This is a genomic window from Paraburkholderia sp. GAS82 (assembly GCF_050436285.1).
Classification (GTDB): Bacteria; Pseudomonadota; Gammaproteobacteria; order Burkholderiales; family Burkholderiaceae; genus Paraburkholderia; species Paraburkholderia phenazinium_B.
In genome coordinates, this window is record NZ_JBNDLX010000009.1 from 75,507 (window position 1) to 97,921 (window position 22,415).

21 protein-coding genes and 1 pseudogene are annotated in these 22,415 nt (G+C 63.0%); 8 read left to right on the top strand and 14 right to left on the bottom strand.

Annotation, left to right across the window (positions count from 1 at the left end):
- Positions 1–103 precede the first annotated feature (103 nt).
- The 4 genes from P3T17_RS26415 to P3T17_RS26430 all read right to left on the bottom strand — a co-directional run bounded on the left by P3T17_RS26415 (position 104) and on the right by P3T17_RS26430 (position 3,032).
- Positions 104–994: a MerR family transcriptional regulator gene (locus P3T17_RS26415; protein WP_429409428.1), complete on the bottom strand. Its 891-nt coding sequence runs from the start codon at positions 992–994 to the stop codon at positions 104–106.
- A gap of 117 nt (positions 995–1,111) precedes the next feature.
- Complete coding sequence (locus tag P3T17_RS26420) at positions 1,112–1,702, bottom strand: N-acetyltransferase family protein (protein WP_429409430.1); 591 nt, start codon at positions 1,700–1,702, stop codon at positions 1,112–1,114.
- Between the two features lie 125 nt (positions 1,703–1,827).
- On the bottom strand, positions 1,828–2,046 hold the full coding sequence (locus P3T17_RS26425; RefSeq protein ID WP_429409431.1) for a hypothetical protein: 219 nt from the start codon (positions 2,044–2,046) through the stop codon (positions 1,828–1,830).
- Positions 2,047–2,114: 68 nt separating this feature from the next.
- The gene (locus P3T17_RS26430; RefSeq protein ID WP_074269411.1) at positions 2,115–3,032 is read right to left on the bottom strand and encodes a DMT family transporter; all 918 of its coding nucleotides are present in this window, start codon (positions 3,030–3,032) and stop codon (positions 2,115–2,117) included.
- A 111-nt stretch (positions 3,033–3,143) separates the two neighbouring features.
- Here P3T17_RS26430 and P3T17_RS26435 point away from each other — a divergent pair, with 111 nt between their 5' ends.
- A complete protein-coding gene (locus P3T17_RS26435; protein WP_429409433.1) occupies positions 3,144–4,574 on the top strand; it encodes a PLP-dependent aminotransferase family protein in 1,431 nt (476 codons plus the stop codon).
- 1 nt (position 4,575) lies between these two features.
- Here P3T17_RS26435 and P3T17_RS26440 read toward each other — a convergent pair whose 3' ends face one another.
- The 3 genes from P3T17_RS26440 to P3T17_RS26450 form a co-directional block, all read right to left on the bottom strand.
- On the bottom strand, positions 4,576–5,652 hold the full coding sequence (locus P3T17_RS26440) for a TAXI family TRAP transporter solute-binding subunit (RefSeq protein WP_074268275.1): 1,077 nt from the start codon (positions 5,650–5,652) through the stop codon (positions 4,576–4,578).
- Between the two features lie 132 nt (positions 5,653–5,784).
- Complete coding sequence (locus tag P3T17_RS26445; RefSeq protein ID WP_429409435.1) at positions 5,785–6,813, bottom strand: zinc ribbon domain-containing protein; 1,029 nt, start codon at positions 6,811–6,813, stop codon at positions 5,785–5,787.
- Positions 6,814–7,177: 364 nt separating this feature from the next.
- Positions 7,178–8,686, bottom strand: coding sequence for an MDR family MFS transporter (locus P3T17_RS26450; RefSeq protein WP_074268277.1), 1,509 nt, complete (start codon positions 8,684–8,686; stop codon positions 7,178–7,180).
- 96 nt (positions 8,687–8,782) lie between these two features.
- Here P3T17_RS26450 and P3T17_RS26455 point away from each other — a divergent pair, with 96 nt between their 5' ends.
- Positions 8,783–9,499 carry a TetR/AcrR family transcriptional regulator gene (locus P3T17_RS26455; protein WP_429409436.1) on the top strand — a complete coding sequence of 239 codons (717 nt, stop codon included), beginning with the start codon at positions 8,783–8,785 and terminating at the stop codon, positions 9,497–9,499.
- A 242-nt stretch (positions 9,500–9,741) separates the two neighbouring features.
- On the opposite strand, the gene P3T17_RS26460 is transcribed toward P3T17_RS26455, so the two are convergent.
- Positions 9,742–10,461 (bottom strand): ribonuclease activity regulator RraA, encoded by a 720-nt coding sequence (locus P3T17_RS26460; RefSeq protein WP_074268279.1) that lies wholly within the window; start codon positions 10,459–10,461, stop codon positions 9,742–9,744.
- Positions 10,462–10,507: 46 nt separating this feature from the next.
- Positions 10,508–11,560: a 2-keto-3-deoxygluconate transporter gene (gene kdgT / locus P3T17_RS26465; protein ID WP_083611697.1), complete on the bottom strand. Its 1,053-nt coding sequence runs from the start codon at positions 11,558–11,560 to the stop codon at positions 10,508–10,510.
- A gap of 444 nt (positions 11,561–12,004) precedes the next feature.
- Here kdgT and P3T17_RS26470 point away from each other — a divergent pair.
- Positions 12,005–12,461, top strand: a pseudogene (locus P3T17_RS26470) (response regulator).
- Positions 12,462–12,467: 6 nt separating this feature from the next.
- On the opposite strand, the gene P3T17_RS26475 reads toward P3T17_RS26470, so the two are convergent.
- From P3T17_RS26475 to P3T17_RS26485, 3 genes are all read right to left on the bottom strand, one after another.
- The gene (locus tag P3T17_RS26475) at positions 12,468–13,091 is read right to left on the bottom strand and encodes a transcriptional repressor (protein WP_429409438.1); all 624 of its coding nucleotides are present in this window, start codon (positions 13,089–13,091) and stop codon (positions 12,468–12,470) included.
- A gap of 90 nt (positions 13,092–13,181) precedes the next feature.
- Positions 13,182–13,844 (bottom strand): glutathione S-transferase family protein, encoded by a 663-nt coding sequence (locus P3T17_RS26480; RefSeq protein WP_074268282.1) that lies wholly within the window; start codon positions 13,842–13,844, stop codon positions 13,182–13,184.
- Positions 13,845–13,867: 23 nt separating this feature from the next.
- On the bottom strand, positions 13,868–14,494 hold the full coding sequence (locus tag P3T17_RS26485) for a glutathione S-transferase family protein (protein ID WP_429409440.1): 627 nt from the start codon (positions 14,492–14,494) through the stop codon (positions 13,868–13,870).
- Positions 14,495–14,662: 168 nt separating this feature from the next.
- On the opposite strand from P3T17_RS26485, the gene P3T17_RS26490 reads away from it, so the two are divergent.
- From P3T17_RS26490 to P3T17_RS26500, 3 genes are read left to right on the top strand one after another with little or no spacing between them, the layout of a single operon-like run.
- Complete coding sequence (locus tag P3T17_RS26490) at positions 14,663–16,327, top strand: ATP-binding domain-containing protein (protein WP_429409442.1); 1,665 nt, start codon at positions 14,663–14,665, stop codon at positions 16,325–16,327.
- Positions 16,328–16,383: 56 nt separating this feature from the next.
- Positions 16,384–16,893 carry a molybdopterin-dependent oxidoreductase gene (locus tag P3T17_RS26495; RefSeq protein WP_074268285.1) on the top strand — a complete coding sequence of 170 codons (510 nt, stop codon included), beginning with the start codon at positions 16,384–16,386 and terminating at the stop codon, positions 16,891–16,893.
- A complete protein-coding gene (locus tag P3T17_RS26500; protein ID WP_429288731.1) occupies positions 16,863–18,692 on the top strand; it encodes an ATP-binding response regulator in 1,830 nt (609 codons plus the stop codon). Before P3T17_RS26495 ends, P3T17_RS26500 begins: the two co-directional genes overlap by 31 nt.
- 98 nt (positions 18,693–18,790) lie before the next feature.
- Here the strand turns inward: P3T17_RS26500 and P3T17_RS26505 are convergent, their stop codons facing one another.
- Positions 18,791–19,645: a helix-turn-helix domain-containing protein gene (locus P3T17_RS26505; protein WP_074268287.1), complete on the bottom strand. Its 855-nt coding sequence runs from the start codon at positions 19,643–19,645 to the stop codon at positions 18,791–18,793.
- Positions 19,646–20,119: 474 nt separating this feature from the next.
- Here P3T17_RS26505 and P3T17_RS26510 point away from each other — a divergent pair, with 474 nt between their 5' ends.
- A complete protein-coding gene (locus P3T17_RS26510) occupies positions 20,120–20,770 on the top strand; it encodes a C39 family peptidase (RefSeq protein ID WP_429409444.1) in 651 nt (216 codons plus the stop codon).
- Between the two features lie 475 nt (positions 20,771–21,245).
- The gene (locus P3T17_RS26515; protein WP_074268289.1) at positions 21,246–21,518 is read left to right on the top strand and encodes a hypothetical protein; all 273 of its coding nucleotides are present in this window, start codon (positions 21,246–21,248) and stop codon (positions 21,516–21,518) included.
- Between the two features lie 34 nt (positions 21,519–21,552).
- Here P3T17_RS26515 and P3T17_RS26520 read toward each other — a convergent pair whose 3' ends face one another.
- Positions 21,553–22,290: a FadR/GntR family transcriptional regulator gene (locus P3T17_RS26520; RefSeq protein WP_429409445.1), complete on the bottom strand. Its 738-nt coding sequence runs from the start codon at positions 22,288–22,290 to the stop codon at positions 21,553–21,555.
- Positions 22,291–22,415: the final 125 nt, after the last annotated feature.

A 22,415-nucleotide genomic window follows, 5' to 3' on the forward strand; every position in this document is an offset into this window, starting at 1 on the left:
GGACGTGCTATACCGCAAACCAAGCAATGGAGATTTGGATATGACGCGCACGGGGAATATGCCTGGTGCGTGATACTCAGTGCGCTATGCGCGTGGGGTGGGCTTACTTCTTCGCTTTGGCTTTTGTGTTGCGCGCTGGCTGCACAGCTTTAGTTTCGGCGTGAGCGTCCGAGCCCGGGTGAGACGCCGCCGACGGCCTGCCGGCAGACGCATTACCGAGCCGCTTTTCCATGATCGCAGCGACCCGGTCGCCGAGATAGTCGCCGGCAGCGTCTTCGAGCGCGCGGTTCATCTCGGTTTCGACCAGCACCATGGCCAACGGACGCACCCGCCAGATGGCGTCCACCAACGCGGGTACATCGGCGGGCGGCGGCAGTGCATCGGCTTCGTAACGATCGAGCTGACGCACCACGAGATCGACCATCGCCTTGGCGACGGCATTGAAATGCGGACGGGAGATCCGTACCGCGTCGAGCAGATCGGCAAGCGGAATGCCTTCATTCGCCATGGTCGCGCCGGCCGACAGCGCGGCGGGGCTGTCGGCCACGAACGACAATCCCTTGCGCTCGAGCAGGCCCAGGTCGACCGCTTTGGACAGAGCGCCAGGCGAGGCCTTGTCGCCGAACATCTGCAGCAATTCGAGCAGCGAATATTTCCTGGGCCGCTCGCGCGACCAGCGGCTGCCGATGGCCGTCTCCAGACCGAGGATCGAGCGCAGGTCGTGGCCTTCGTCGACGGCCTTGATCAGATCCTGGATATTGGCCAGCGTGTAGCCGCGCGCGAGCAGGTGATTAATGAGCTTGAGCCGCGAAACATGCGTGTCGTCGTACACGCCGACCCGGCCTCGCTTCTCCGGCGGCGCGAGCAGACCGCGGTCCTGATAGGCGCGCACGTTGCGCACGGTGCTGTCCGTCACGCGCGCGAGTTCGTCGACGGTGTATTCGTTGCGCGGCGCGGCGGGCGCTGGGGACGGGGAGGGGAGCGTTTTCGGCATGGGGGGATTTTAGCGCGGTGGCGTAGGGGAACGTCCGCGGTTATTTTCAGTGAGATACGGAACGATGGCGACACACAAACGGGTTGGCCGGGCTAGTATGGACTTGGTACTTACCGTCTAGTCAGGCCAATCCTCGGGCAACGCTTTATCCCCCACACCCAGCGCACGCTGCATCAGCGTGGTATCGAGCCAGCGCCCGTGTTTGAATCCGACCGCTTTTAGCGTACCGGCCATCTCGAAGCCGAGGCTGCGATGCAGCGACAACGATCCGCCGCTGCCGCCGTCCGCGATCACGGCCACCATTTGCCGCCATGGTCCGGTTTCGCAGCGTTCGATCAACGCCTTCAGCAGAACACGGCCAATGCCGCGCCCGCGAAACGCGTCGTCGATATAGATCGAGTCCTCGATCGTGTTCCGATACGCCGCTCGCGGCCGGTATGGCGTTGCGTAGCAATAGCCGGCAATCGCGCCGTCGATCTCGGCCACCATATACGGCAGACCATGGCTCAACACGGATGCGAGCCGGCCGCGCAGATCGTCGATGGAGGGCGGTGTCTCCTCAAATGAGGCGACGCCGTGCAGCACGTGATGCGCGTAGATCGCTTGAATCGCCGGCAGGTCAGCTTCCGTTGCATCGCGCACCTCCAGCTGTAGGGCCGGGAGAGCGTTCGTCGACGTTTTGGCAGGGGTTTGCGTGATGGTGCTCATGCCTGATCCTGTTGCTGGCCCGGAGCCTCTCCGGAAACACATCACTATGCCCCCGGTTTGCGAGGAATTGAAGCCGTGCAAAATTGTCCGCGGGGTGGCCGTGACGTGGCCGCCCCGCGCGCAGCTCAGCCGCGCGAATAGAGATTCACGTTCGATGCTTGAGGCGGCTGGCGCTTCTGGTGCGCCGCCTGATGCTTCGGTTTGGTCTTATGCTGCGAGGGCCGCGCATTGGCGGCGTGTGGCGTGGTCTGGCCTTCGCCGAAGTTAAACGTCTGCGAGGTTTGGGCATACGCGCCGACGGATACGAGCAGCGCTGCGCATCCCAGACAGGTCGAAAATTTCATGGGTCCTCCTTCTGAACACGAGCGCGTGAGCATACCGCAATGCGGCGCGGGGGAGGAAAGTAGCGCCGCTAACCAGCCGGTCGGACGGGCGCGGCCCTGGCAAACCGGCGCGCCCCGGCGACGCATGCCACCACGACGACCGTGACGAGAATCATCACTGGCGGCACCTGCTCGTGCAGCAGGAGACCGGCGAGCAGCAACCCGAAAAACGGCTGCAGCAACTGCAGTTGTCCGACGCTGGCGATGCCGCCCAAAGCCAGCCCGCGATACCAGAACACAAAGCCGATCAGCATGCTGAACAGCGATACATACGCGAGTCCCCACCAGGCTGCCTGACTGACGCCGTCGAATGAGGCCGGGCACGTCCACCAGGTGAGCGGCACCATCAGCGGCAGCGACAGCACGAGCGCCCAGGAAATCACCTGCCAGCCGCCGAGGTGTCGCGACAGCCGTGCGCCTTCCGCGTAGCCAAGTCCGCAGACGATGATCGCCGCCAGCATCAGCGCGTCGCCGAGTGGCGATGCCTGGAGCCCGTTGCGCACCGCGAAGGCGACCACCGCGCAACTGCCGAGCGCCGAGAATAGCCAGAACGCCGCTTGCGGACGCTCACCGCCGCGCAGCACGCCGAAGATCGCGGTCGAGAGCGGCAGCAGGCCGACGAACACCACCGCATGGGCCGAGGTGATATGACGCAAGGCGAGGGCGGTCAGCAACGGAAAGCCGACCACCACGCCGAGCGCGACGATCAGCAATGGAAGCAGGTCGCGACGCGCGGGGCGCGCCTCGCGAAACACCAGCAGCAGGAGCAACCCGAGCGTGCCGGCAATCGTCGCGCGGGCGACGGTCAGAAAGATTGGATCGAGCCCCTGCACAGCGATGCGGGTGGCCGGCAGCGAACCGCTGAAGATCAGCACGCCTAGCATGCCGCTAACCCAGCCGTTCGCGGCCCGAGCATTGGTGGCCCGACCGTCTTTGGACTTTTCCATTGCGATTTCCATGTGCAAGCTAAAGCCGTCAGCATCCTCCTGTCTGGCAAAAAGGGTAAGCTACGGAGCAGTACAATTCGCAGAAACTGTACCTATCGAGGAACAGTACAGATGATGGAAACCGCCAAGGACAATCCGGACAATGTTGTTTTAGCACGCACGCGGGTCGACGTCGTGATGGACGCCTTGCGCGAACGCATCGCCAGCCGCTCGCTGATGCCTGGCGCTCGCGTCCCATCGATCCGCGCCATGACGGAAACGCTTGGCGTGTCGAAGTCGACGGTCGTCGAGGCATATGACCGGCTCGTGGCGGAAGGTACGATCGTCGCGCGACGCGGCTCGGGGTTTTTTGTCTCCGGTCATGCGCCGCCACTGGCGCTGGCTGATCTGGGGCCGCGGCTCGACCGCCAGGTGGATCCTCTGTGGCTCACGCGGCAGTCGCTCGAAACCGGGCAGAAGGTGCTGAAACCCGGTTGCGGCTGGCTGCCCGCCTCATGGTTGCCGGAAGACGGCGTGCGGCGTGCCCTGCGCGCGGTAGCGCGCGATCCGCATGCCGCGCTGGCCGATTACGCCACGCCGCCCGGTTTGCCCGCCCTGCGCCAGCAACTCGCGTGGCGGCTCGCCCAGCATGGCGTCGACGCACCTCCCGAGCAGATCATCCTGACCGATGGCGGCACCCACGCGCTCGATCTGGTGTGCCGCTTCCTGCTCGAACCAGGCGACACCGTGCTGATCGACGACCCCTGCTATTTCAACTTCCAGGCCTTGCTGCGCGCCCACCGCGCGCGCATCGTCAGCGTGCCGTACACACCGTCCGGGCCGGATCTCGCCGCGTTCGAGCGGGTGCTTGTCGAACATCGCCCGCGCCTGTATGTGACCAATTCGGCCATCCATAATCCCACCGGCGCAACATTGGCGCCCGCGGTTGCGCATCGTCTGTTGAAGCTGGCTGGCGAGCACAAGCTGCTGATTGTGGAGGACGACATCTTCGCGGACTTCGAGGACGAGGCTGCGCCGCGTCTGGCCGCGTTCGACGGACTCGCTCGCGTCGTATCGATCGGCAGCTTTTCGAAGACGTTGTCCGCGGCCGTGCGTTGCGGTTTCATCGCGGCACGTGCGGACTGGGTGGAGCCGTTAATCGATCTGAAGCTCGCCACGTCGTTCGGTAACGGTCAACTGGCGGCGAGTGTCGTGCACCGACTGCTGGTGGACGGCACCTACCGGCGGCATCTCGAAGGCATGCGCGCGAAGCTTGCCGATTCGATGGGCGAGACCATCCGTCGCCTGACCCAGGCCGGTCTCGATATCTGGACCCGGCCGCGCGCCGGCATGTTCGTGTGGGCACGTTTGCCGGGCGGCCTGGATGGCGCGGAGATCGCCCGTCACGCGCTCGTCGACAATGTGGTGCTGGCGCCGGGCAACGTGTTTAGTGCTTCGCACTCGGCGGCGGGATTCCTGCGCTTCAATGTCTCGCAGTGCAACCGGCCAAAAGCCTACGAAGCGCTGCAACGTGCGATGGATCTTGCCCAGGCGCCAGTGTGATTCACTTGCACAGCATCAACACCCGTGCCTCATCCGTGCAATTCGATTTGGGAAGCGCCTTGTCCGCCGTCTGCGCGGGCGCTTCAGTGGTCACGGCCGCCGCACGACGGGCGACGCAGCTGCGCAGCCGCCTTTCGACAGGCGGATAGTATTGCCAGCCCTTGCCGAGACTCGGCAGCTCCATCTTCACCTGCTTCCACTTCGGATGACCGTGCTCCTGCAGGTTGTCGAAGTTCGTGCACAGTGAATCGGCGAAGTGATCGAGGTTGTTGACCGTATCGCGCAGCCCGAAATCGTACGTGACCAGAAATGCCTTGACGGTGAAGGTCGGCACATCTTCCTTCAGCCAGGTCGGATAGCTCGTGGTGTGGATGATGGCCGGAAAGTAGGTCTGCTTGGCGCGCGCCGTTTCAGGCGCGTTCGGATCGACGCGCAGCAGGCGAAGCTGTTGCAGCAGTTCCGGATTCATATCGGTAAAGAGCTTCGCGGGCTGACCGACCACCACGACGGCCACGTCGATCTTCTTGACGATCAGCGCGGCGAGGGCGTCCTCGTTGCTCAGATGCTGCGCGTTCTGATCGGCAATCGGCTGGCCGAACATCAGGCGATAAATGGTGTTGGCCGATTGTGCAGTACCGCTGCCGAGCAGGCCGACGCTGATGTTCTTGTCCTTGATCTCGTTGATGGTCTTGATAGGCGAGTCGGCGCGCACGACGAAATTTATTTCTTCATCGTAAAGCGGCATGATGAGCCGCAAGGGCCGGATCGCCTGGCCGGCGTCGGGGTTGCCGGCATTGGCCATGTCCACATAGGCCTGGTAGACATCGGATTGCACCAGCGCGAGTTTTACGCCCGGTTCGAAGCGCATGCGCTGGACGTTTTCCGCGGAACCCTTCGACGGCATGACTTCCAGATCGATACCGGCCGGTTCGGCCACCCATTTCGCGAGATCCGCGCCGATCTGGATGTAGGTGCCCCGTTCGGGGCCGGTGACGATCTTGTAGTGAGCGTTATCGGCAAGCGCGGGCGAACACGCCAGCACCAGCCCGAGCCACCCCGCCAGAATTGTCTTGAGCATGGTCTTCTCCGCCTATCCCTGTGGTTTTAATGAACTTCGCGGCGAGCCGCGTGAAGCATCGGTGAGTCAGGTTTTGCACTTCCAGATATTGCGTCCTTCGAGGTGCTAAAGACTTCTGTGGCTGCGTTTTGCTCAATGGGCCGGCGCCGCGGCTGAGGCCGGCGTGGTTCGCCAGCCGGACTGCGCGATGGCCCGTTCCTGAGCGTCGATGCTGTTGGGGGCAGGCGTCGCAGTGACGATCTGTGCGGTTCGTGCGGATGGCGGCGGTTGAGGTACCTGAGAGGGTAACGGGACAGTCTTCGCAGCCGGTGCCGCGTGGCCGCCAAGCGGCACCCACCCGGTCTCGACGATCGCCCGCTGCAGCAACGTCTTCGCCTCGGGACTGCCGCTGTCGACTGCGAGCGCATCGCTGGCGCTGTGCTCAACACAGTTCCACAGGTGATCCTTTATGCACACGTGCGCCGTCTGCAATGCCGCGTCGCGCCGTTGCTCGAGTGGCGTGATTTCATGCTGGATCTGCAGCGCGTCGGCGTTGCCGGAATCCATCGAAAGCGCGGCGTTCACCGCAGCCTGTGCGCCCGACAGATCGTGAGCGTCCTCGTGCGCATGCGCTGCACGCAAGCTCTCGGAGAGATCGCGATAGTGCGGAACGGCAACCGGTGCTGCCGCTCCTCGCGGCGGTGCCAAAGATGCGTTGACGGTGCCCGCGCTGGCCGGCGAGTTTGCTGTCTGTTCTGCCGTATAAGGGGCGATCGAACCGGCCGTTGATTTGGCGTCCTGTTCATCATAGGTGGGCGGGGCAGTACGATGGTCGCCGAATAGTGTGTAAGCGCCATAACCTAGTATCAATACGACAAGCGCGATCAGCCCGCGTGTGAGCAGCCATCGCGAGCCCACAGGAGCGCCCAGGGGAAGATGCTTGAGCGGGGGAATCGACGCTTTCGGCGTTGCCAGTTCCGGTGCCGCCGACTTGAGATCAGCATCTGTCTGCGTGGGAGGGTGGCGCAGGCCATGGACACCCGCGAAGCCCAGAGGCGACGGCGTGGCTATCGGACGCCGGGTGCCGCAATACGGGCACAGGTCGGCGGGCTGATACAGCAAGCCGCCGCAACGTTTGCAAGGCGCTGGGAAACTTTGGCCAGGAGTAGTCTGGGTGGACATTCTGTGGACCCACCTGCGAAAGGCTATGCTGCTACGGCATGCACCAGATCGTGCTTGAGGCAGTCCGCACTCTCTGCGTGAAACACGATCCACATGCGCTGAAGAGGAGCGTCTGCGATGCAAGTGCATGCGACGCCACCATGAACAATATGTGAGCTTTCGGAGTGAACGTCAATCGCCGTTCCTACCTACCATGTGTGCCGAAACACACATAACGGTGGGACGAATCGTTGCACTTGTCGGCAGAACGAATGAATGGGGAGTTTTTTGCACGCTGCCGGTAGCGCGCAGCGTGCGTGGAATATTGATTGGATGAAATGCTTCGCGAGGCCGTTGTCGTAAACAGCCAGGCGAATGGCGGAATTCAATGCTTGCGCAGCGGGTGATCTTTGAGTAACCAGGCCAGCGCGAACGCCAGGACGACCACACATGATGCCGACAGATAGACCGTGTGCAGCGCGCCGGCAAATGCCTGCAGATAATCGTCGCGCAATGCGACAGGCAACTGATGGATCGCTGCAGGGCCCAGTGCGTGGGGCAATTCGGTATCGGGCGGAATCAGCGTTTGCAAGCGCGCTGCGAGACCGTTCGAAAACACCGCGCCAAAACCCGCGACACCGACCGATCCACCGATCGAGCGAAACAGCGTGGCACCGGATGTCGCGACGCCCATATGCTTGAACTCCACCGTGTTCTGCACGGCGAGAATCAATACCTGCATCACCATGCCGAGACCCAGACCCAGCAGCCCCATGTAGAGATACATCACATGAATCGGCGTGGAAATTTCGAGCCGCGCGAGCAGCGTCATCGCCACAGCAACAAGAAAGGTGCCGCCGATCGGAAACATGCGGTACTTGCCGATCTTGCTGATCACGCGTCCGGTGATGACCGACATCACGAGCAGGCCGCCCATCATCGGCAGCATCTGCATGCCGGCCTCTGAAGGCGTCGAGCCTTTGACGACCTGCAGATACAGCGGAATGAACGTTACCGAGCCGAACAGCGAGACGCCGATGATGAAGCCAATCAGGCAGCTCAGCAAAAACGTCCGCTGTTTGAAGAGTTCGAGCGGCATGATGGGCTCGGCCGCGTCCCGTTCCTCATAAATAAAGCCGGCGATGCAGACAAGACCCATGGCGAGGGTGAACCACAGTTGCGGCGACGTCCACGGCAGGATTGTGCCGCCCTGGCTCGTGAAGAGGATGATGCAGGTGAGCGCGCCGGCAAGGAAGGCAGCGCCCATGTAGTCGATCGTGTGCTTGATATGTGCGGCGTGCGGCTTGAACACTGCGCCGATGACGGCCAGCGCGATCACGCCGAGCGGCAGGTTGATGTAGAAAATCCAGCGCCATGACAGATGCTCGACCAGGAAACCGCCGAGGAGTGGGCCGACGACGGTGGCCAGACCGAATACGCCGCCAAACACGCCTTGGTAGCGACCACGATCGGCGGGCGGGATTACGTCGGCGATGGCCGCCATGGTCACCACCAGCAGGCCGCCGCCGCCGAGACCCTGCAGTGCGCGCAAGACGATCAGCTGGGTCATGTTCTGCGCGAGGCCGCACAGTGCGGAGCCGACGAGGAACAGGACGATGGCCGCCTGCAGCACGATCTTGCGACCGAACAGGTCGCCGAATTTGCCGTACAGCGGCACGACGATGGTGGAGGTCAACAGGTAGGCCGTGACGACCCACGACAGGTTGTTGAGGCCGCCGAGCTCACCGACGATGGTGGGCAACGCCGTCGACACGATAGTCTGGTCGAGCGCAGCAAGCAGCATCACCAGCAGCAGGGCCGGGAACAGGAGGCGAATCGGCGGATGTTCTGGGCCGCTCGCGAGTTCGGCTGGAGTAGTGGCAGGATGATCCATATGATGGGGACCTATCGAACGTGTCGGGTGTGTTGAAATTAATTAATTAGGAGATTAATATATGCGATATCTCACAATTGGTCAAATGGAAAGGAAATGAGTACTGCACCCGCCGATGAGCTCGCGGCCAAAGAGGCGTCAACAGAACCGGTCGTGGAACAGGCCGCCACGCGCCGGCCCGGTCGGCCGAGCGGCAGCGCACGCGGCCCGGAGCAGCGTGCCCGTCTGCTCGACGCGGCGCTGACCCTGTTTGCGCGTCAGGGCATCGTCGATACGACACTTGGCGCCATTGCACGGGAGGCCGGTTTCACGCCGGCGATGGTCCATTACTACTTCAAGACCCGCGACCAGTTGCTCGACGTGCTGATCGACGAACGTTTTCTGCCGCTGCGCACGGCGATCGGCGGTGCGTTCGAAGCCAATTCCGACGACCCGGTGGCCGCAATTACGCAGGTGGCGCGAGGCTTCGTGCAAATCGCCGAACAGAATCCGTGGTTTCCGCCGTTATGGGTGCGCGAAGTGATCAGCGAAGGTGGTCTGTTGCGGCAGCGCATGCACGAGCGTTTCGGCCATACCCATCACAAGGCCTCGGTGGCGCGGATCGAGCAGTGGCAAAAGGAGGGGCGTCTCAACCCGGATCTTGAACCCTCGCTGGTGTTTCTGACGCTGCTGGGATTGACCATTCTGCCGCTCGCCACCTCGAAGATGTGGCGCAACGATCCGGTGCGACGCAGTTTGAGTTCCGACGATATCGCCCGCCACGCGGTGGCAATGCTGATACATGGGGTGGGGCCGCAGCGCGGGAAGGACTAAGGCGTTGATGGCGCCGGTTTGTCGCTGGCGCCAGGTGGGCCCGGATAGAGCGCGAGCTTGGCAGTGGCCCGCGTCGTCCGTGAGATGAACCCGCCGCTGCAATAGGGCGTGCGGGCGCCGGACATTACGTGGTGGTATCCACGCGGATGTCGCGCCTATGCCCCGGTCCTAAGCGTGTGGTAACGCCGAGAAACATCCGGAAAGAGTTTTGCGCTGCCAGCCGTTGCAGCGCTGCCTCGCTCTCAAACCTGACGCGTCTTTTTCCACGCCTCGTACGCGGCCTTCGTCGCGTCGTTCGGCGGGTAGGTGCCCGGCAGCGGCGCACCGTCGCGAATTCGCCCGGTCAGAAACTCCTCCTGCAGTTCCTGTTCCGCGGCGGCCTTGGCAACGTCCGCGGCCATTTCGCGCGGAATCACCACAATGCCGTCGGCATCTCCGACGATCACGTCGCCGGGAAACACCGCAACACCGCCGCAGCCGATCGGCACGTTGATATCGATCGCATGATGGCGGATCAGGTTCGGCGGCGCGCTTGCACCGGCGCAGAACACCGGCAGGCCGAGCGCGGCAATCGTCGTGCTGTCGCGCACCGGGCCGTCCGAGACCATGCCGGCGACGCCGCGCACCTGCAGACGCTGCGTCAGGATCGAACCGAACGACGCGCTACTGCGCTCGCCGCGGCAGTCTTGCACGAGGACGTGTCCGGCGGGGATCGTTTCGACGCATTTGCGCTGCGCGTACTCGGGGTTCGCAAACAGTTCGAGGACGTCGATGTCCTCGCGCGACGGGATATTGCGTAGCGTGAACGCCGGCCCGACGAGGTTGGGGCCGCTATGACCCGCCAGCGGCGCGACGCCCTGCATGAACGTGTTGCGCAAGCCTCGCTTGAATAGCTGAGTGGTGAGCGTGGCCGTGCTGACTTGACGGAGGGCTTCGAGCGTAGCGGGATCGAGTTCTTGCATCTTGAGATCGGGTGTTGAGAGTTGGAAAAGAGCCAGGTTCAAAGCCTCACTTCGCTGGATGATGAAGCGTGGGCTTGAGTCCAGGCTTGAGTGTCTCATTGTCCGGCAGCGGATCCGAGGAAGCTGGGTGCGTGCGCCGGTAATTCGCCGACAGCACGCCCCAGCGGCGCGCCCAGATAGCCGTGAGAATCGGCGTGAGCAGCGAGGTCACCACCACCGAGGTGGCGACCAGTGCTGTGGCAGCCGGAGCGACCGCAGCATAGCGCGGTTCGATGCCGGCGATGATCTGCGGCACCGCGACCGCCGCGCCGGCGGTCGATGCCGCGCCGATGCCCGCCGTGCCGTTGCCGCGCGCGAGAAAGATATCGGCCAGCACGAGCGTCGTGCCGGTCACCACGATGACACAGAGCCCGATCAGCACGCCGAGCAGGCCCGTGTCGAGGATGACACGGAAGTCGAGATTATTGCCGAGCGCGAACGCAAAGAACGGCACCATCACCGCCACTGCCTGACCGAAGAACTGCCGCAGATCGCTATCCAGATTGCCGAGGGCAAAGCCGATCAGGAACGGCAGCAGCGCGCCGAGCAGCGTGGCGTAAGGGAAACTCGCGAGTCCGGCGATACCGAGCGTCACCATGGTCATGAACGGGCCTGACTCGAGCGACATCAGGCAGAACGCGCCGGCTTCTTCCGGCGTGCCGTACTGCTGCATGAGCGCCATATACAGGCCGCCGTTGCTCTCGTTCATCACGCAGATCACGGTGAGGACCGACAGACCCGTGAGAAAGCCGGAGGTGATGCCGCCCGGCGGCAGGAAGTGCGAGGCGATCACCCCTGCGACCGCGGCGGTCAGCACCTTGGTGACGACCAGCACACCGCTTTTGCGCAGCACGACGGGCGTGGCCTTGAGACTGATGCTCGCGCCCATGCAAAAGAACCACACGGCGAGAATCGGCAGTGTGCCGGTAATCAGGGCATTGGAGAACGAACCCAGAAATTTGCCGGCATGCGGGGCGAACGTATGCACGCACGCGCCAAGCAGCAGCGGGACCAGCATCAGCCCACCGGGAATACGGTCGATCGCTTTCTTGATTTTCATGCCGGGTGCTCCTCCGCGGTCATCGTCTCGACCGAAATTTAGCACCGCGAGGTCGGAGCGCCCGCAAAATCGTGGTCCTTTGAAGTCATCGTTTACACCTAAGGTGGGAAGATAGAAATGGCATGACGCCTGGCAGATTTTGCACACCGGAGGTGCATTCTGGCGTGTTGTCAATCGATAAACGGTGACTTGGCTGTGCAGCCTTTTGCGGCCCGCCCGATGGGCGCAAGCCTTATGCGACGGCGCTGTGCGGCCCACTCACAAGTAAGCGCCGCTCCCCTCGCGCAGACAAGGCACGTGATGTGCTATTACCGGATCACCCGGACGAGGGCGTATTTGCCGGAAGAATGCAACTCGTCGTGCGAAACCGAGTCGGAGCTTGCGAGCGATGCATCATGTGGTGCACGCCCGCTTCACGAAGGCCGCGGCAAAGCGCGCGATACAATGGCTGCCTTATCGGGCCTAACCTGCTTTATAGCAACAACGCAAAATGAACGGAGTGTTGAGACTCGATCAGGCAACGATCGTGCTCGTCGAGGATGACCTGCAAAGCAGGGAATCGTTGACGCACCTGCTTGAATCGGAGGGCGCGCATGTCGTCGCAGTGGCGGATGCGGAAGAGGGCGTCGAAGCGGCGCTGCGATTGTTACCCGATGCGGTGGTTTGCGATCTCGAACTGCCCTGTATGGATGGTTTCTATCTGATCCAGCGGCTTCGCGATCACGAGATTCGCGGCGATCATTCGCCGGCGGTTGCGGTGGCGCTGACCGGCCACACTGACGATACCTACCGCTTGCGCAGCATCGGTGAAGGCTTCCAGCATTTCATGACCAAACCGGCCCGGCCGGATGATCTGGTCGAATTGCTACACGATGCGATAGACGCCCGCGCGGCAGGCTGAGCGCTTTCAGACGCCGCTGCCGCTTGCTGCTGCCGCGGCGGCGCTGGCTTCGGCGGCCTGACAGTCGGAGCACAGGCCTTTCAGTTCGATCTCCTCGCTGGCGAGGCGGTAGCCTGCGTCCTGAATCTGCAGCACCAGCGCCTGCCGCAGCTTCGGCTGATGGAGTTCAGTGACGTTGCCGCACTGCTGGCACACTACCAGAATGCCGTGCTGACATTGCGTCAGATCGTGGCAGACAGTGAAGGCATTGATCGATTCGATTCTGTGTACGAGCCCCGCGGAGAGCAGGAAGTCGAGCGCCCGATATACCGTCGGCGGCGCGGAGCCCGGGTGGATCTGCCGCATGTCGTCGAGTAGAGAATACGCCTTGGTCGCACGGCCCGACGTCAGCAGCAGTTCCAGCACCTTGCGCCGGATCGGCGTGAGTTTCTCGCCGCGTTCGCGGCAATATTCCTCAGCCAGCACCAGCGCCGCTTCGGGCGAAGCGGCCTGGAGATGCCCGTGGTCATGCTCGTCGCCGTGCGCGTGATGATCCGCATGGGGATGCGAATGATCGTGCGCACTCTTGTGTGCGGTGTCTTGGGCAGGGGCGGTTTTTTCGGCAACCGCGGCGGACTTGGCGTTCTTCATAAAGCAATTATAAGGTCCATCGCGGTTCGGCGTAGCAGGTGGGATACCCGTTCTTCGGGAGAGGGAATCTCTGCAGAGTCACCGCTCGGCTTAGTCCAGCTTCGCCGCAAAGCCGCGTTGCACGCCGGGCCGCGCAAACAGCGTGTCATACCAGCGCCGCACGTTCGGATAGGTGGCGAGGTCGACCTTATGGCGTTCGTGCCGCCACGCCCAGCCTAGAATCGCGAAATCCGCCACGGAAAGCTCGCCTGCGACGAACTCCACTTCGGCGAGCCGCCGGTCGAGCACGCCATACAGCCGGTTGGTTTCGTCCGAGAAGCGTTTGAGCCCATAGCGGCGGTCGTCTTCCGCTTCGAGCGCGGCGAAGTGGTGCACCTGGCCCGGCATTGGACCGAAGCCGCCCATCTGCCACATCAGCCATTCGAGCACCGGTATCCGCTCGCGCAGACCGGCGGGCAGGAACTTGCCGGTTTTCTCGCCCAGATAGAGCAGGATCGCGCCTGATTCGAACACGCTGACCGGGCCGCCGCCTGCGCCGTCCGCACCGCTCATGCCGCCCGCAGCGGCGGGGCCGTCGGGATCGACGATGGCCGGAATCTTGTTGTTCGGACTGATGCGCAGGAACTCGGGCCGGAACTGCTCCCCCTTGCCGATGTTGACCGGTACGACGGTGTAAGGCAGTTCCATTTCTTCGAGGGCGACGCTGACCTTGCGGCCATTCGGCGTACCCCAGGCGTAGAGCGTGATTGTCATATCAGATAGAAAGAGGATGCCGTTCAGGTCAGCGGAAAATCGACGTACTTCTTGAAGCCAGTGCGGGTGGCGAGACGCGAATACCAGCGTTCCAGATTCGGCAACGGCGGACGCTCGACACCGTCCAGTCCAAACCAGCGCTTTGCATACGAGCCGATCACGATATCGGCCAACGTGCATTTTTCGCCTTCGAGGAAGAAACGGCCCTGCAGATGCGTGTCGACCAGCTTCCAGAGTTGCGTGACGGCGGCAATGTCGGCGGCGAGTTTGGCCTCGTCGCGCTCGGCGGCGGGCGTACGCACGATGGACCAGAACACCGGGCGTTCGGCCGGTTGCAGGGTGGAAAGCGACCAGTCCAGCCAGCGGTCGATACTCGCACGCTGTTTGGGCTCCGACGGATAGAGCGGGCTTGCCGGCGCGTACTCCATCACCAGATAGCGCAGGATCGAGTTCGATTCCCACAGCACGAAATCCCCATCGACCAGCGTCGGAACGCGGCCAGTGGGATTCATTGCCAGATACTCCGGCTCGGTGTTACGCCCGAAGTGCAGGCCCGCGTCGATGCGCTCGTACGGCAGCACGAGTTCGTCGCAACACCACAACAATTTCTGGACGTTGACCGAGTTGGCGCGTCCCCAGATCGTAATCATCCGGCAGATCCTCTTTTCATGGTTGGCAAGCCGCACCTGTGTGCGGCGTTCAACGGGTAACGATACACGATGCAGCCTGCAATTGCGCCTCCATTGGCCGAATGGCCGATGCCGGAAACGCATGCGCGTTGCGTACAATGCTTGCATCCGAACATGACGAGGCACCGCATGGCCCGCATTGTCCCCGACGACTGGAAGAACCTCGCTGCCACCGGCGCCGCCGCGCGCGAACGCGAGACGCTGGCATTGCTGGAAGAGGCGTTGCCCGACGCTTACACCGTCTACCACGGCGTGCACTGGACGCGGCTCAACCAGGGTTTTTCGGTGTTCGGCGAAGCCGACTTTGTGATTGTTGGGCCGTCCGGACGGCTGATGATCGTCGAGCAGAAAACCGGCTTCCTGCGTGAGACACCCAAAGGGCTCGTCAAGGTCTACCTGCAGACCGAGCGGAATGTGGCGATTGCGCTGGCACGGACTATCGAAAGCATGCATCGACGTTTTACGGCGGCCTTCGGCGCGGGCACGTATTTCATCGAGGAACTGCTGTACTGTCCGGACCACATCGTCAAAGACACGGCGATTGCCGGCGTGAACCCGGCGCGCATCGTCGACGCTACGCGCAAGGAGCGCCTCGCTGCAATCATCCGCGAGGCGTTGCCGGCCGACGAACCGCGCCTTGCCTGCGCCACCAAGATCCATCACTTTCTCGCCGACGAACTGGTGCTCTCGCCCGATGCCAGTGCGCTGGTCGGTCAGGCGGGCACGCTCGTCACACGTCTGGCCGGTGGTCTGGCCACCTGGGCGCGACGGCTCGAATTCACGCCGTTCCGCCTGCGCGTCGCCGGTACGGCCGGCTCCGGCAAGACGCAACTGGCGGTGCAGGTAATGAAGGACTCGGTGGCGCGTGGACAACAGCCGTTGTACGTTTGCTTCAACCGGCCGCTCGCCGACCACATTGCCCGCGTGGCGCCACCCGAGGCGAAGGTGGCGAACTATCACCAGTTGTGCGACTGGATTGCGCGAGACGCCGGTCGCGCGCCCGACTTCCAGGCCGCCGATATCTTCGACCAGCTCGAAAGGCTTTTCGTCGACACGCCGATCGACGCACGCTGGCAGTTCGACGTCTTGATCGTCGACGAAGGCCAGGACTTCCAGCAGCCATGGGTCGCGGCACTCGAACGGCTGCTGCGTCCGGGCGCGGCATGGTGGTGGCTCGAAGACCCGTTGCAAAACCTCTACATGCGCGAGCCAGTCGAGCTACCCGGCTGGACCACGCTGAAGGAAACCACCAACTACCGCAGTCCGCGCGACATTCTCGACTACCTGCGCGACGTCGTGGGCGCTGAAGTGCCGCTCGCGGCGGGGCTTGCCTCGGGCAGTCCGTTCGACGGCTCGGATCTGTCGCTCTCCACTTACGACGAAGCGCACGCGGCCGAGGGCTGCATCGACGCCACCAAGCGCGCGATCACCCAGGCGCTCTCGCTAGGCTTTCGCAAGCAGGACATCGCCGTGCTGTCGTTCCGCGGACGCGAAGGTTCGGTGTTGACCTCGCTGGACCAGCTCGGACCGCATCGGCTGCGCAGCTTTACCGGCAAGTATGACCTGTTCGGTAACCCGGAGTACCGCGAAGGCGACGTGCTGCTGGAGTCGATCTACCGCTTCAAGGGACAATCGGCGCCGTGCGTGATCCTGACCGAGGTCGATTTCGACACCTTCGATGAGCGCAGTGCCCGCAAGCTGTTCGTCGGCGCCACGCGCGCGACGATGAAGCTGATCGTGGTGGCCTCGCAGCGCGCGTCGCGTCATCTGCGGATGGCGGACGGCAAGGATTGAGGAACAGCAGAGCAGGTCACGACAGAACAAGAAAACAGACGAAAAAGGCCGTTGAAATGCACTACCAGAAAAACGGCGCGCGCTGGATCGCGTGCCTCGCCATGGCGTTAGCCGCGGGCTTCGCCCAGGCCGCCGCGCTCTCGCTCGACGTGACGGGCGCCGCCACTGCAGCGAACGACCCGGCACACCCGGCGCAGCAGGTTTACCACCTGACCGAAGAACAGCTTCTCGCGCTGCCCGCACATTCGATCACCACGTCGACCTCGTGGACGCCCCGCGCGACCTTCACAGGACCGTTGCTCGCGGATATCCTGAAGCTGGTCGGCACTCACGGCAGCCAGATCGAAGTTCATACGCTCGACGACTACATCGAAACCATTCCGGTTTCGGACTGCGCTCGTTACGGCGTGATCGTGGCGTATAGCATGAACGGTAAGCGTCTGAAGGTTAGCGACTTCGGACCGCTGTTTCTCATCTATCCGCGCGACGCCTTTCCAACCGAACTGTCGGGTGCCGACGCGGACTCAAAATTCGTATGGCAAATCAAGGGCTTGATCGTCAAGTGACACCGCATCGGCCGCGCCGCTGGCTGCTGGTGGCAGTCTGGGTCACTGCGCTCGCGGCGCCGGTGGGGGCGATCGGCTACCTGATGTACGCCAATCTGCTCAACCCGCGTTCCACGGAATTGCTGGCCGGCACATACGACGGTTTCTATTGGGACGCCGCACAGCTGCAAATTGCCTACGCGCGCCTCGAAAACCAGCTGCTGCTCTACCGCAACGGCACCGATGCCGATTACCCGCGACTGCAACTGCGCTACGAAGTGCTGCAGTCGAAGCTGCACGTGATGGCCGGCTCGACGCGCATGCTGATCGATCAGGTCGCTTTGCTGCAGCGCCAGGAGGGCGAAATCCAGACGCTCGAGCACACGCTCGACCAGCTCGAGCCCGACATCGCAGCGCTACCGCAGGATTCCCGCCGAGCCGACCGGATAGTTGCCACGCTGCGAGCGCATTGGCAGGAGGTCAACGATCTGGCCTTGACGCGCCGCTTCGCCGACGTAGCCGACCGCGAAGCGCTGACCCGCGACTTCATCGACAAGCGGCGCATGTTGTTCGCGGCCGGGATCATGCTGGTGCTGCTATCGGCCGCGGCCACGCTGCTGCTCGTGGTGAACGGCCGGCGCCGCAGCCGCCTGATCCGCCAGCAACGCGCGGCGCTCGAAGCCGAGCATCAGGCAACCCGCGCGGCCCGTGAGGCGAGTCTCGCGAAAGACGCTTTTCTCGGCATGATCAGCCACGAACTGCGCACGCCGCTGCACGCGATCGTGTCGTCGATCGAACTGCTCGGCTTTAACTTCCAGTCCGAAGCGGACCGCAAGGTGATCCAGCGGCTGGAAAGCGCGGCGCGCCACCTTGAGGCGCAGATGCGCGACCTCACGGACTACGCGCGCCTCGGCGCCGGCAAGCTCGAATTGCGTTACGAGCAGTTCGAGCCGCGCGAGCTGCTGGCCTCGATCGTCGACGAACATACGCCGTCTGCGCTCGCACGCGGCTTGACGCTCGCGAGCGAGGCGAGCGGTCTGACCGGGCCGGTCGATTCCGACCCGCACCGGATCCGCCAGATTGTCAGCAACCTGGTGACCAACGCGATTCGCTATACCGAGAAGGGCTCGGTGCGGGTGCGCCTGGTCCAGCGGCTGGCTGTGCTCACTATCGAAGTAAGCGACACGGGGCCAGGCGTGCCGCCCAAGCAATTGCCTCTGATGTTCAAGGAATTTACCCAGCTCGACGGTTCACGCACGCGCCGCTTCGAAGGGGCGGGTATGGGCCTCGCCATCGTGCAGGGACTGCTGAAGCTGTTCGGCGGCAGCGTCGCTGTGGAAAGCGAAGTAGGCAAGGGCACGACCTTCACGGTCACGATTCCGGTGGGCCCGGTCGAGCCTGCTGCGCAGCCCGACGCGAAGGCGGCCAGCGCCCAGGAGGGCGAGCGCTCGCAAGTGCTGATCGTCGACGACAACGGTCTGATTCGCGAGTCGCTGCTGGAAATGATTGCGCATATGGGATACGACGCGACGGCCGTCGCGAATGCCAAAGATGCGCTCGCCTGGCTCGACGTGCGCCGCTGCGATGTGATGTTGCTCGACCTGCATATGCCGGATCAGGACGGCTACGCGTTCTTCGCCGAATTCACTGCGCGCGGTGGACCGTCGGCAGGCGCACCGGTGATCGCGATCAGCGCGTATGCACCCGAAGCGCCGCCAACCGACACGGCGCCGTTTTTCGAGTATCTGGTGAAGCCGGTGCACTACGAACAGTTGCGCTCGGCGCTGCAACGCGCGCTGGCGGCGCGTAGTGTGGTCTGAGGGTAGTCTGAGGGCCGAGCATACGTCGTGGCTTGCGCCACCGCGTGCCCGGCCATCCGTCCATCCATTCATTCATTCGCCCGCGCTTGCCGCAGCTCTCAGGCCCGGTTCAAACGCTTCGAAAGATCGGCCACCAGAATCGCCATCCGCGCCGGCTTCTCATAGCACGCCACGTTGTAATTGCGAATGATCTCGCTGATCTCAGACTCGCTGGCCTTACCGGTCAGCAGTTCGCCGGTCAGCACGAACACGGGCGCGTCCGGGTTCTCTGAAGCGCGCACAGCGCGAATCGCCGCGGCCGAAGTCTGATTGCCGAACAGCCAGTCGATCACGACACCGTCGAACACCTGCGTCTGCAGTTGCTCGACGAACGCGGCCAATCCGTAGATCGCGACGGCGGCGAAGCCGCTGCGATCGAGATAGTCGCGCAGGTTATCGGCAGAGGACTGGTCGTCGTCGACCACGGCGATCAGCGGTTTGTCGGCTTCCGCGCGGCGCGGATAGATCTCGATCTTGTGGACTTCATAGGCGCTTTGATACAACGCGCCGTCATGACGCGTGACGCGCCATTGTCCCAGTTTCGAATACGCAATGAACTCGGGCCGGCTGCCGGGTTCGATCGCGGCGCCCACCCAAGCCGTGCAGGCGAGTTCGATGCCGCCGATGGAGAACACCGCCTCCTGGGCGACCGCGCCGACCATGCCCGGGTCGAGCGTTTGCGCGCCGAACAGTTGCGCAGCCGGCTCGCCGAATACCTCGGCGACTTTCTTGATCTGCGATAGGGTCCAGGGGCTATTGCCGCGTAACTTGCGATGCCCTTGTGAAAAACTCAGGTCGAGAATGCGGCACAGTTCCGTGGTCTGTTGCCGCTTTCCAATGCCGTGACGGCTCATCAACTCGCGCACGCGTTCCGCGACTGCGATGGAGTCAGGTGAGGTTGCTTCGTTGGCCATGCTGCGTGGAAGTCCGTCTTTATAAATAGTATCGGGTGAAGGACGCGTGAGGCTTGACGGCGATGGGTTGCATCACCTTCTTTGCGAGCCGACCGGCCACGCATGGGAGAGCAAATGTACAGCAAAAAAACGCGGCGTTGCTGCTTTTGTGCAGCAGCCACGAAACTGCCTGAGTTTGTCTCCGGGATTCTCAGTCAAGGACAGGCCGGCCCATTCCGGACGGCGTCTGTCCGATGCGTCTTGCGTATTTTAGCGAGGAAACCCCGTGCCACATGTAATGAAATGTGATCCGATTGTGGCGTGCGTCGATGATCGCCGTGTGAATGGGCGTATGAATCGATGCACAGGTCGCCGCACGAATTTGCGCGGCTTCGTCGGACGATATTCTGCGTTCAATAATCCGCAATAATGAGGTCCATTGCTTCATTCTGTGACTACCGTCCTATCCATCCCGACGCTATCTCAACGCCATTCATGAAAGACAACAAAACCCTGCGCCATACCGGCGTGCCGTACTACTCGCAATGGGGCAGCCCCGAATGGGTGCGCCCGATCGTCGAAGAAGACGCCGATCCCTGCGACGACCCTGCATGGCAACGCAGCGGCTTCACCGAGCGCGAGCATTACCGTTTCTGGGCGCAACGTCTGTGCGGCCTGACGTGTCTCGAGTCCGCCCTGGACTTCTGGGATATCGAGCATGCGCCACGTGCTGCACTGCTTGACGAGGCATTGCGCCACGAGGTGTACCGGATGCGCGAAGACGGTGGTGTCGATGGCCTGATTTACCGGCCGTTCGCCAGTTGGGCCGAGCAGGCCTTCGGTTTGCAAGTCGAGGTGTTGCCCGAAGCTACGCTCGAGGAGATCGCGGCGCGCATCGATACCGGGACGATGGCGATCATTTCGGTGAGCCCGGAGATCCGTCGCCCGCATGAGCCGAATGCGCAGCGCGGCGGTCATCTGATCCTGCTGCATGGACACGACCCCGACGGCGTCTGGTTTCACAATCCATCCGGTATCGCGCCGTATCAGAGCGATGTGTATATGCCGTTCGGAACGGTTGCGCGCTTTTACGCGGGGCGCGGTTTGACGCTTACGCGTCCCGCCAACCGCCAAGTTGCGAGTTAACCGGCCCGTGGTCCGGTCACCGTCACCGCGTCGTTACTCAGCTTCCGGGTCCGTTTTCTGCTGAAGAAACAGGTGGGTGGCAGGCTGCCGCGCAGCTGATCAGCGCTGCGGGGTGGAGTGGGGACGCTGGACGAGATGCTCCTGCAGACCTTCTTCGTGGCCGGCCGCCAGCATCACCTGATACAGGCTGTGCCGCTCGGAAGAACGCCACATGAGGCGAGCGAGGCGGCTTAGGGTCGCCCGCAGCGACGGCGCCGGCCCGCGAGTGGTAGCAGAAGCGGCGCGGGACGAAATGGATCGGCTGGACATCGCAGCACCTGTCAAGGGATGAAGTAAGGGTTAATACCTAAGTGTTTCCCATTGTAGGTGCGTCAAAAAGAATAGTGTGCGGTGCAGCAAAATTCTTTCCTTTCCGTTCGTACCGTCCTGGGCGAGCCTGTATCGGGCTTGGGCTGACTTGATAACCGGAGCGGATATGAATCGATACAGAGCCTTGCTTGCAGCCAGCCTGACCGCGCTGGTAGCTGTCAGCGGAGCGCATGCAGCTTCGCAGGATGAACAGGAAAAGGCCTGCCGTGGCGATGCGATGCATTTTTGCAGTGCGGAAATTCCTAACAAGCAGAAGATCACCGCCTGCATGAAGCAGCACGTCAGCGAACTGAGTCCTCCCTGCCGGGCAATGTTCAAGGAAGGAGATCATTCCTCCGGCAACTCGGGGAATTCCGGCGGCGCTTCCTCGGCGCAATAGTCGTTCGAACGGTCGAGCGAGCGCGCTGTGAAGCTCACTTTGGGGCGATATCGCGGCGCACGCGCATGATGTGCTGCTCGACATAGAACGCCGCAGCGTCCGCGTCGCCGCCGACGATCGCCTCGTAGATCATCCGGTGTTCGGATACGTACAGGCGTATCCGGCCGGCGTCGTAGATGCCGTCGTCCTTGAGCCGCTTCCAGAGCGGCTGATCCATCGTTTTCGCCACTTCCTCGGCGATTTTCACCAGCAGCGCGTCGCCGGTCATCATCGCCAGTTGCCGGTGAAACAGGCGGTCGCTGTTATTCCACAACACGCGCTGCGCCGGATCGGTGATGTCGGCAATCGAATCCATCTGCGCAAGATAGTGCTCGGCCAACTCGTCACGCTGCGCGCGCGCCGCGGCGCGCCGGGCGATCGCCGGTTCGAGGATCAGACGCACGTCGAGCGTCGAGGTTGGGCTGGCATCCGGATCGGCCAGCGACGCGGCGTCTGGCGGTGCCGCCGCGAGACGCTGCAACGCATCGGCGCAGACATAGGTGCCCGAGTTGCGGCGCGTGACCACGAGAGCCTCGTTTTGCAACGCGCCGATCGCTTCGCGCACGGCCGGGCGTCCCACGCCAAAACGCGCTGCCAGTTCCCGCTCCGACGGCAGGCGCGACTCGACAGCGAATTGCCCGCTGCGGATCTCCGCGCGGATGCGCTCGGAGACCTGCTCGTAGATCTGCTTTGGGCGGAACGTGCTATCCATAGCGAGGGCGGAGTTGACCATGAGCGCCTGTCTGTTCGCGGGTTCGTCGTGGATCGGCGGGGGCGGGGAAGTTCAAATGTTACGTTCACCCGTGATCCCGATTCCAACCAGTTTAGCGCAATGATTTTGAAATTGGTTGATGGAAA

Bases quoted from the DNA above. Each gene is read 5' to 3' on its own strand.
- P3T17_RS26415 (WP_429409428.1), bottom strand. From the start codon at position 994: ATGCCGAAAACGCTCCCCTCCCCGTCCCCAGCGCCCGCCGCGCCGCGC.
- P3T17_RS26420 (WP_429409430.1), bottom strand. From the start codon at position 1,702: ATGAGCACCATCACGCAAACCCCTGCCAAAACGTCGACGAACGCTCTC.
- P3T17_RS26425 (WP_429409431.1), bottom strand. From the start codon at position 2,046: ATGAAATTTTCGACCTGTCTGGGATGCGCAGCGCTGCTCGTATCCGTC.
- P3T17_RS26430 (WP_074269411.1), bottom strand. From the start codon at position 3,032: ATGGAAAAGTCCAAAGACGGTCGGGCCACCAATGCTCGGGCCGCGAAC.
- P3T17_RS26435 (WP_429409433.1), top strand. From the start codon at position 3,144: ATGATGGAAACCGCCAAGGACAATCCGGACAATGTTGTTTTAGCACGC.
- P3T17_RS26440 (WP_074268275.1), bottom strand. From the start codon at position 5,652: ATGCTCAAGACAATTCTGGCGGGGTGGCTCGGGCTGGTGCTGGCGTGT.
- P3T17_RS26445 (WP_429409435.1), bottom strand. From the start codon at position 6,813: ATGTCCACCCAGACTACTCCTGGCCAAAGTTTCCCAGCGCCTTGCAAA.
- P3T17_RS26450 (WP_074268277.1), bottom strand. From the start codon at position 8,686: ATGGATCATCCTGCCACTACTCCAGCCGAACTCGCGAGCGGCCCAGAA.
- P3T17_RS26455 (WP_429409436.1), top strand. From the start codon at position 8,783: ATGAGTACTGCACCCGCCGATGAGCTCGCGGCCAAAGAGGCGTCAACA.
- P3T17_RS26460 (WP_074268279.1), bottom strand. From the start codon at position 10,461: ATGCAAGAACTCGATCCCGCTACGCTCGAAGCCCTCCGTCAAGTCAGC.
- kdgT (WP_083611697.1), bottom strand. From the start codon at position 11,560: ATGAAAATCAAGAAAGCGATCGACCGTATTCCCGGTGGGCTGATGCTG.
- P3T17_RS26475 (WP_429409438.1), bottom strand. From the start codon at position 13,091: ATGAAGAACGCCAAGTCCGCCGCGGTTGCCGAAAAAACCGCCCCTGCC.
- P3T17_RS26480 (WP_074268282.1), bottom strand. From the start codon at position 13,844: ATGACAATCACGCTCTACGCCTGGGGTACGCCGAATGGCCGCAAGGTC.
- P3T17_RS26485 (WP_429409440.1), bottom strand. From the start codon at position 14,494: ATGATTACGATCTGGGGACGCGCCAACTCGGTCAACGTCCAGAAATTG.
- P3T17_RS26490 (WP_429409442.1), top strand. From the start codon at position 14,663: ATGGCCCGCATTGTCCCCGACGACTGGAAGAACCTCGCTGCCACCGGC.
- P3T17_RS26495 (WP_074268285.1), top strand. From the start codon at position 16,384: ATGCACTACCAGAAAAACGGCGCGCGCTGGATCGCGTGCCTCGCCATG.
- P3T17_RS26500 (WP_429288731.1), top strand. From the start codon at position 16,863: ATGGCAAATCAAGGGCTTGATCGTCAAGTGACACCGCATCGGCCGCGC.
- P3T17_RS26505 (WP_074268287.1), bottom strand. From the start codon at position 19,645: ATGGCCAACGAAGCAACCTCACCTGACTCCATCGCAGTCGCGGAACGC.
- P3T17_RS26510 (WP_429409444.1), top strand. From the start codon at position 20,120: ATGAAAGACAACAAAACCCTGCGCCATACCGGCGTGCCGTACTACTCG.
- P3T17_RS26515 (WP_074268289.1), top strand. From the start codon at position 21,246: ATGAATCGATACAGAGCCTTGCTTGCAGCCAGCCTGACCGCGCTGGTA.
- P3T17_RS26520 (WP_429409445.1), bottom strand. From the start codon at position 22,290: ATGGTCAACTCCGCCCTCGCTATGGATAGCACGTTCCGCCCAAAGCAG.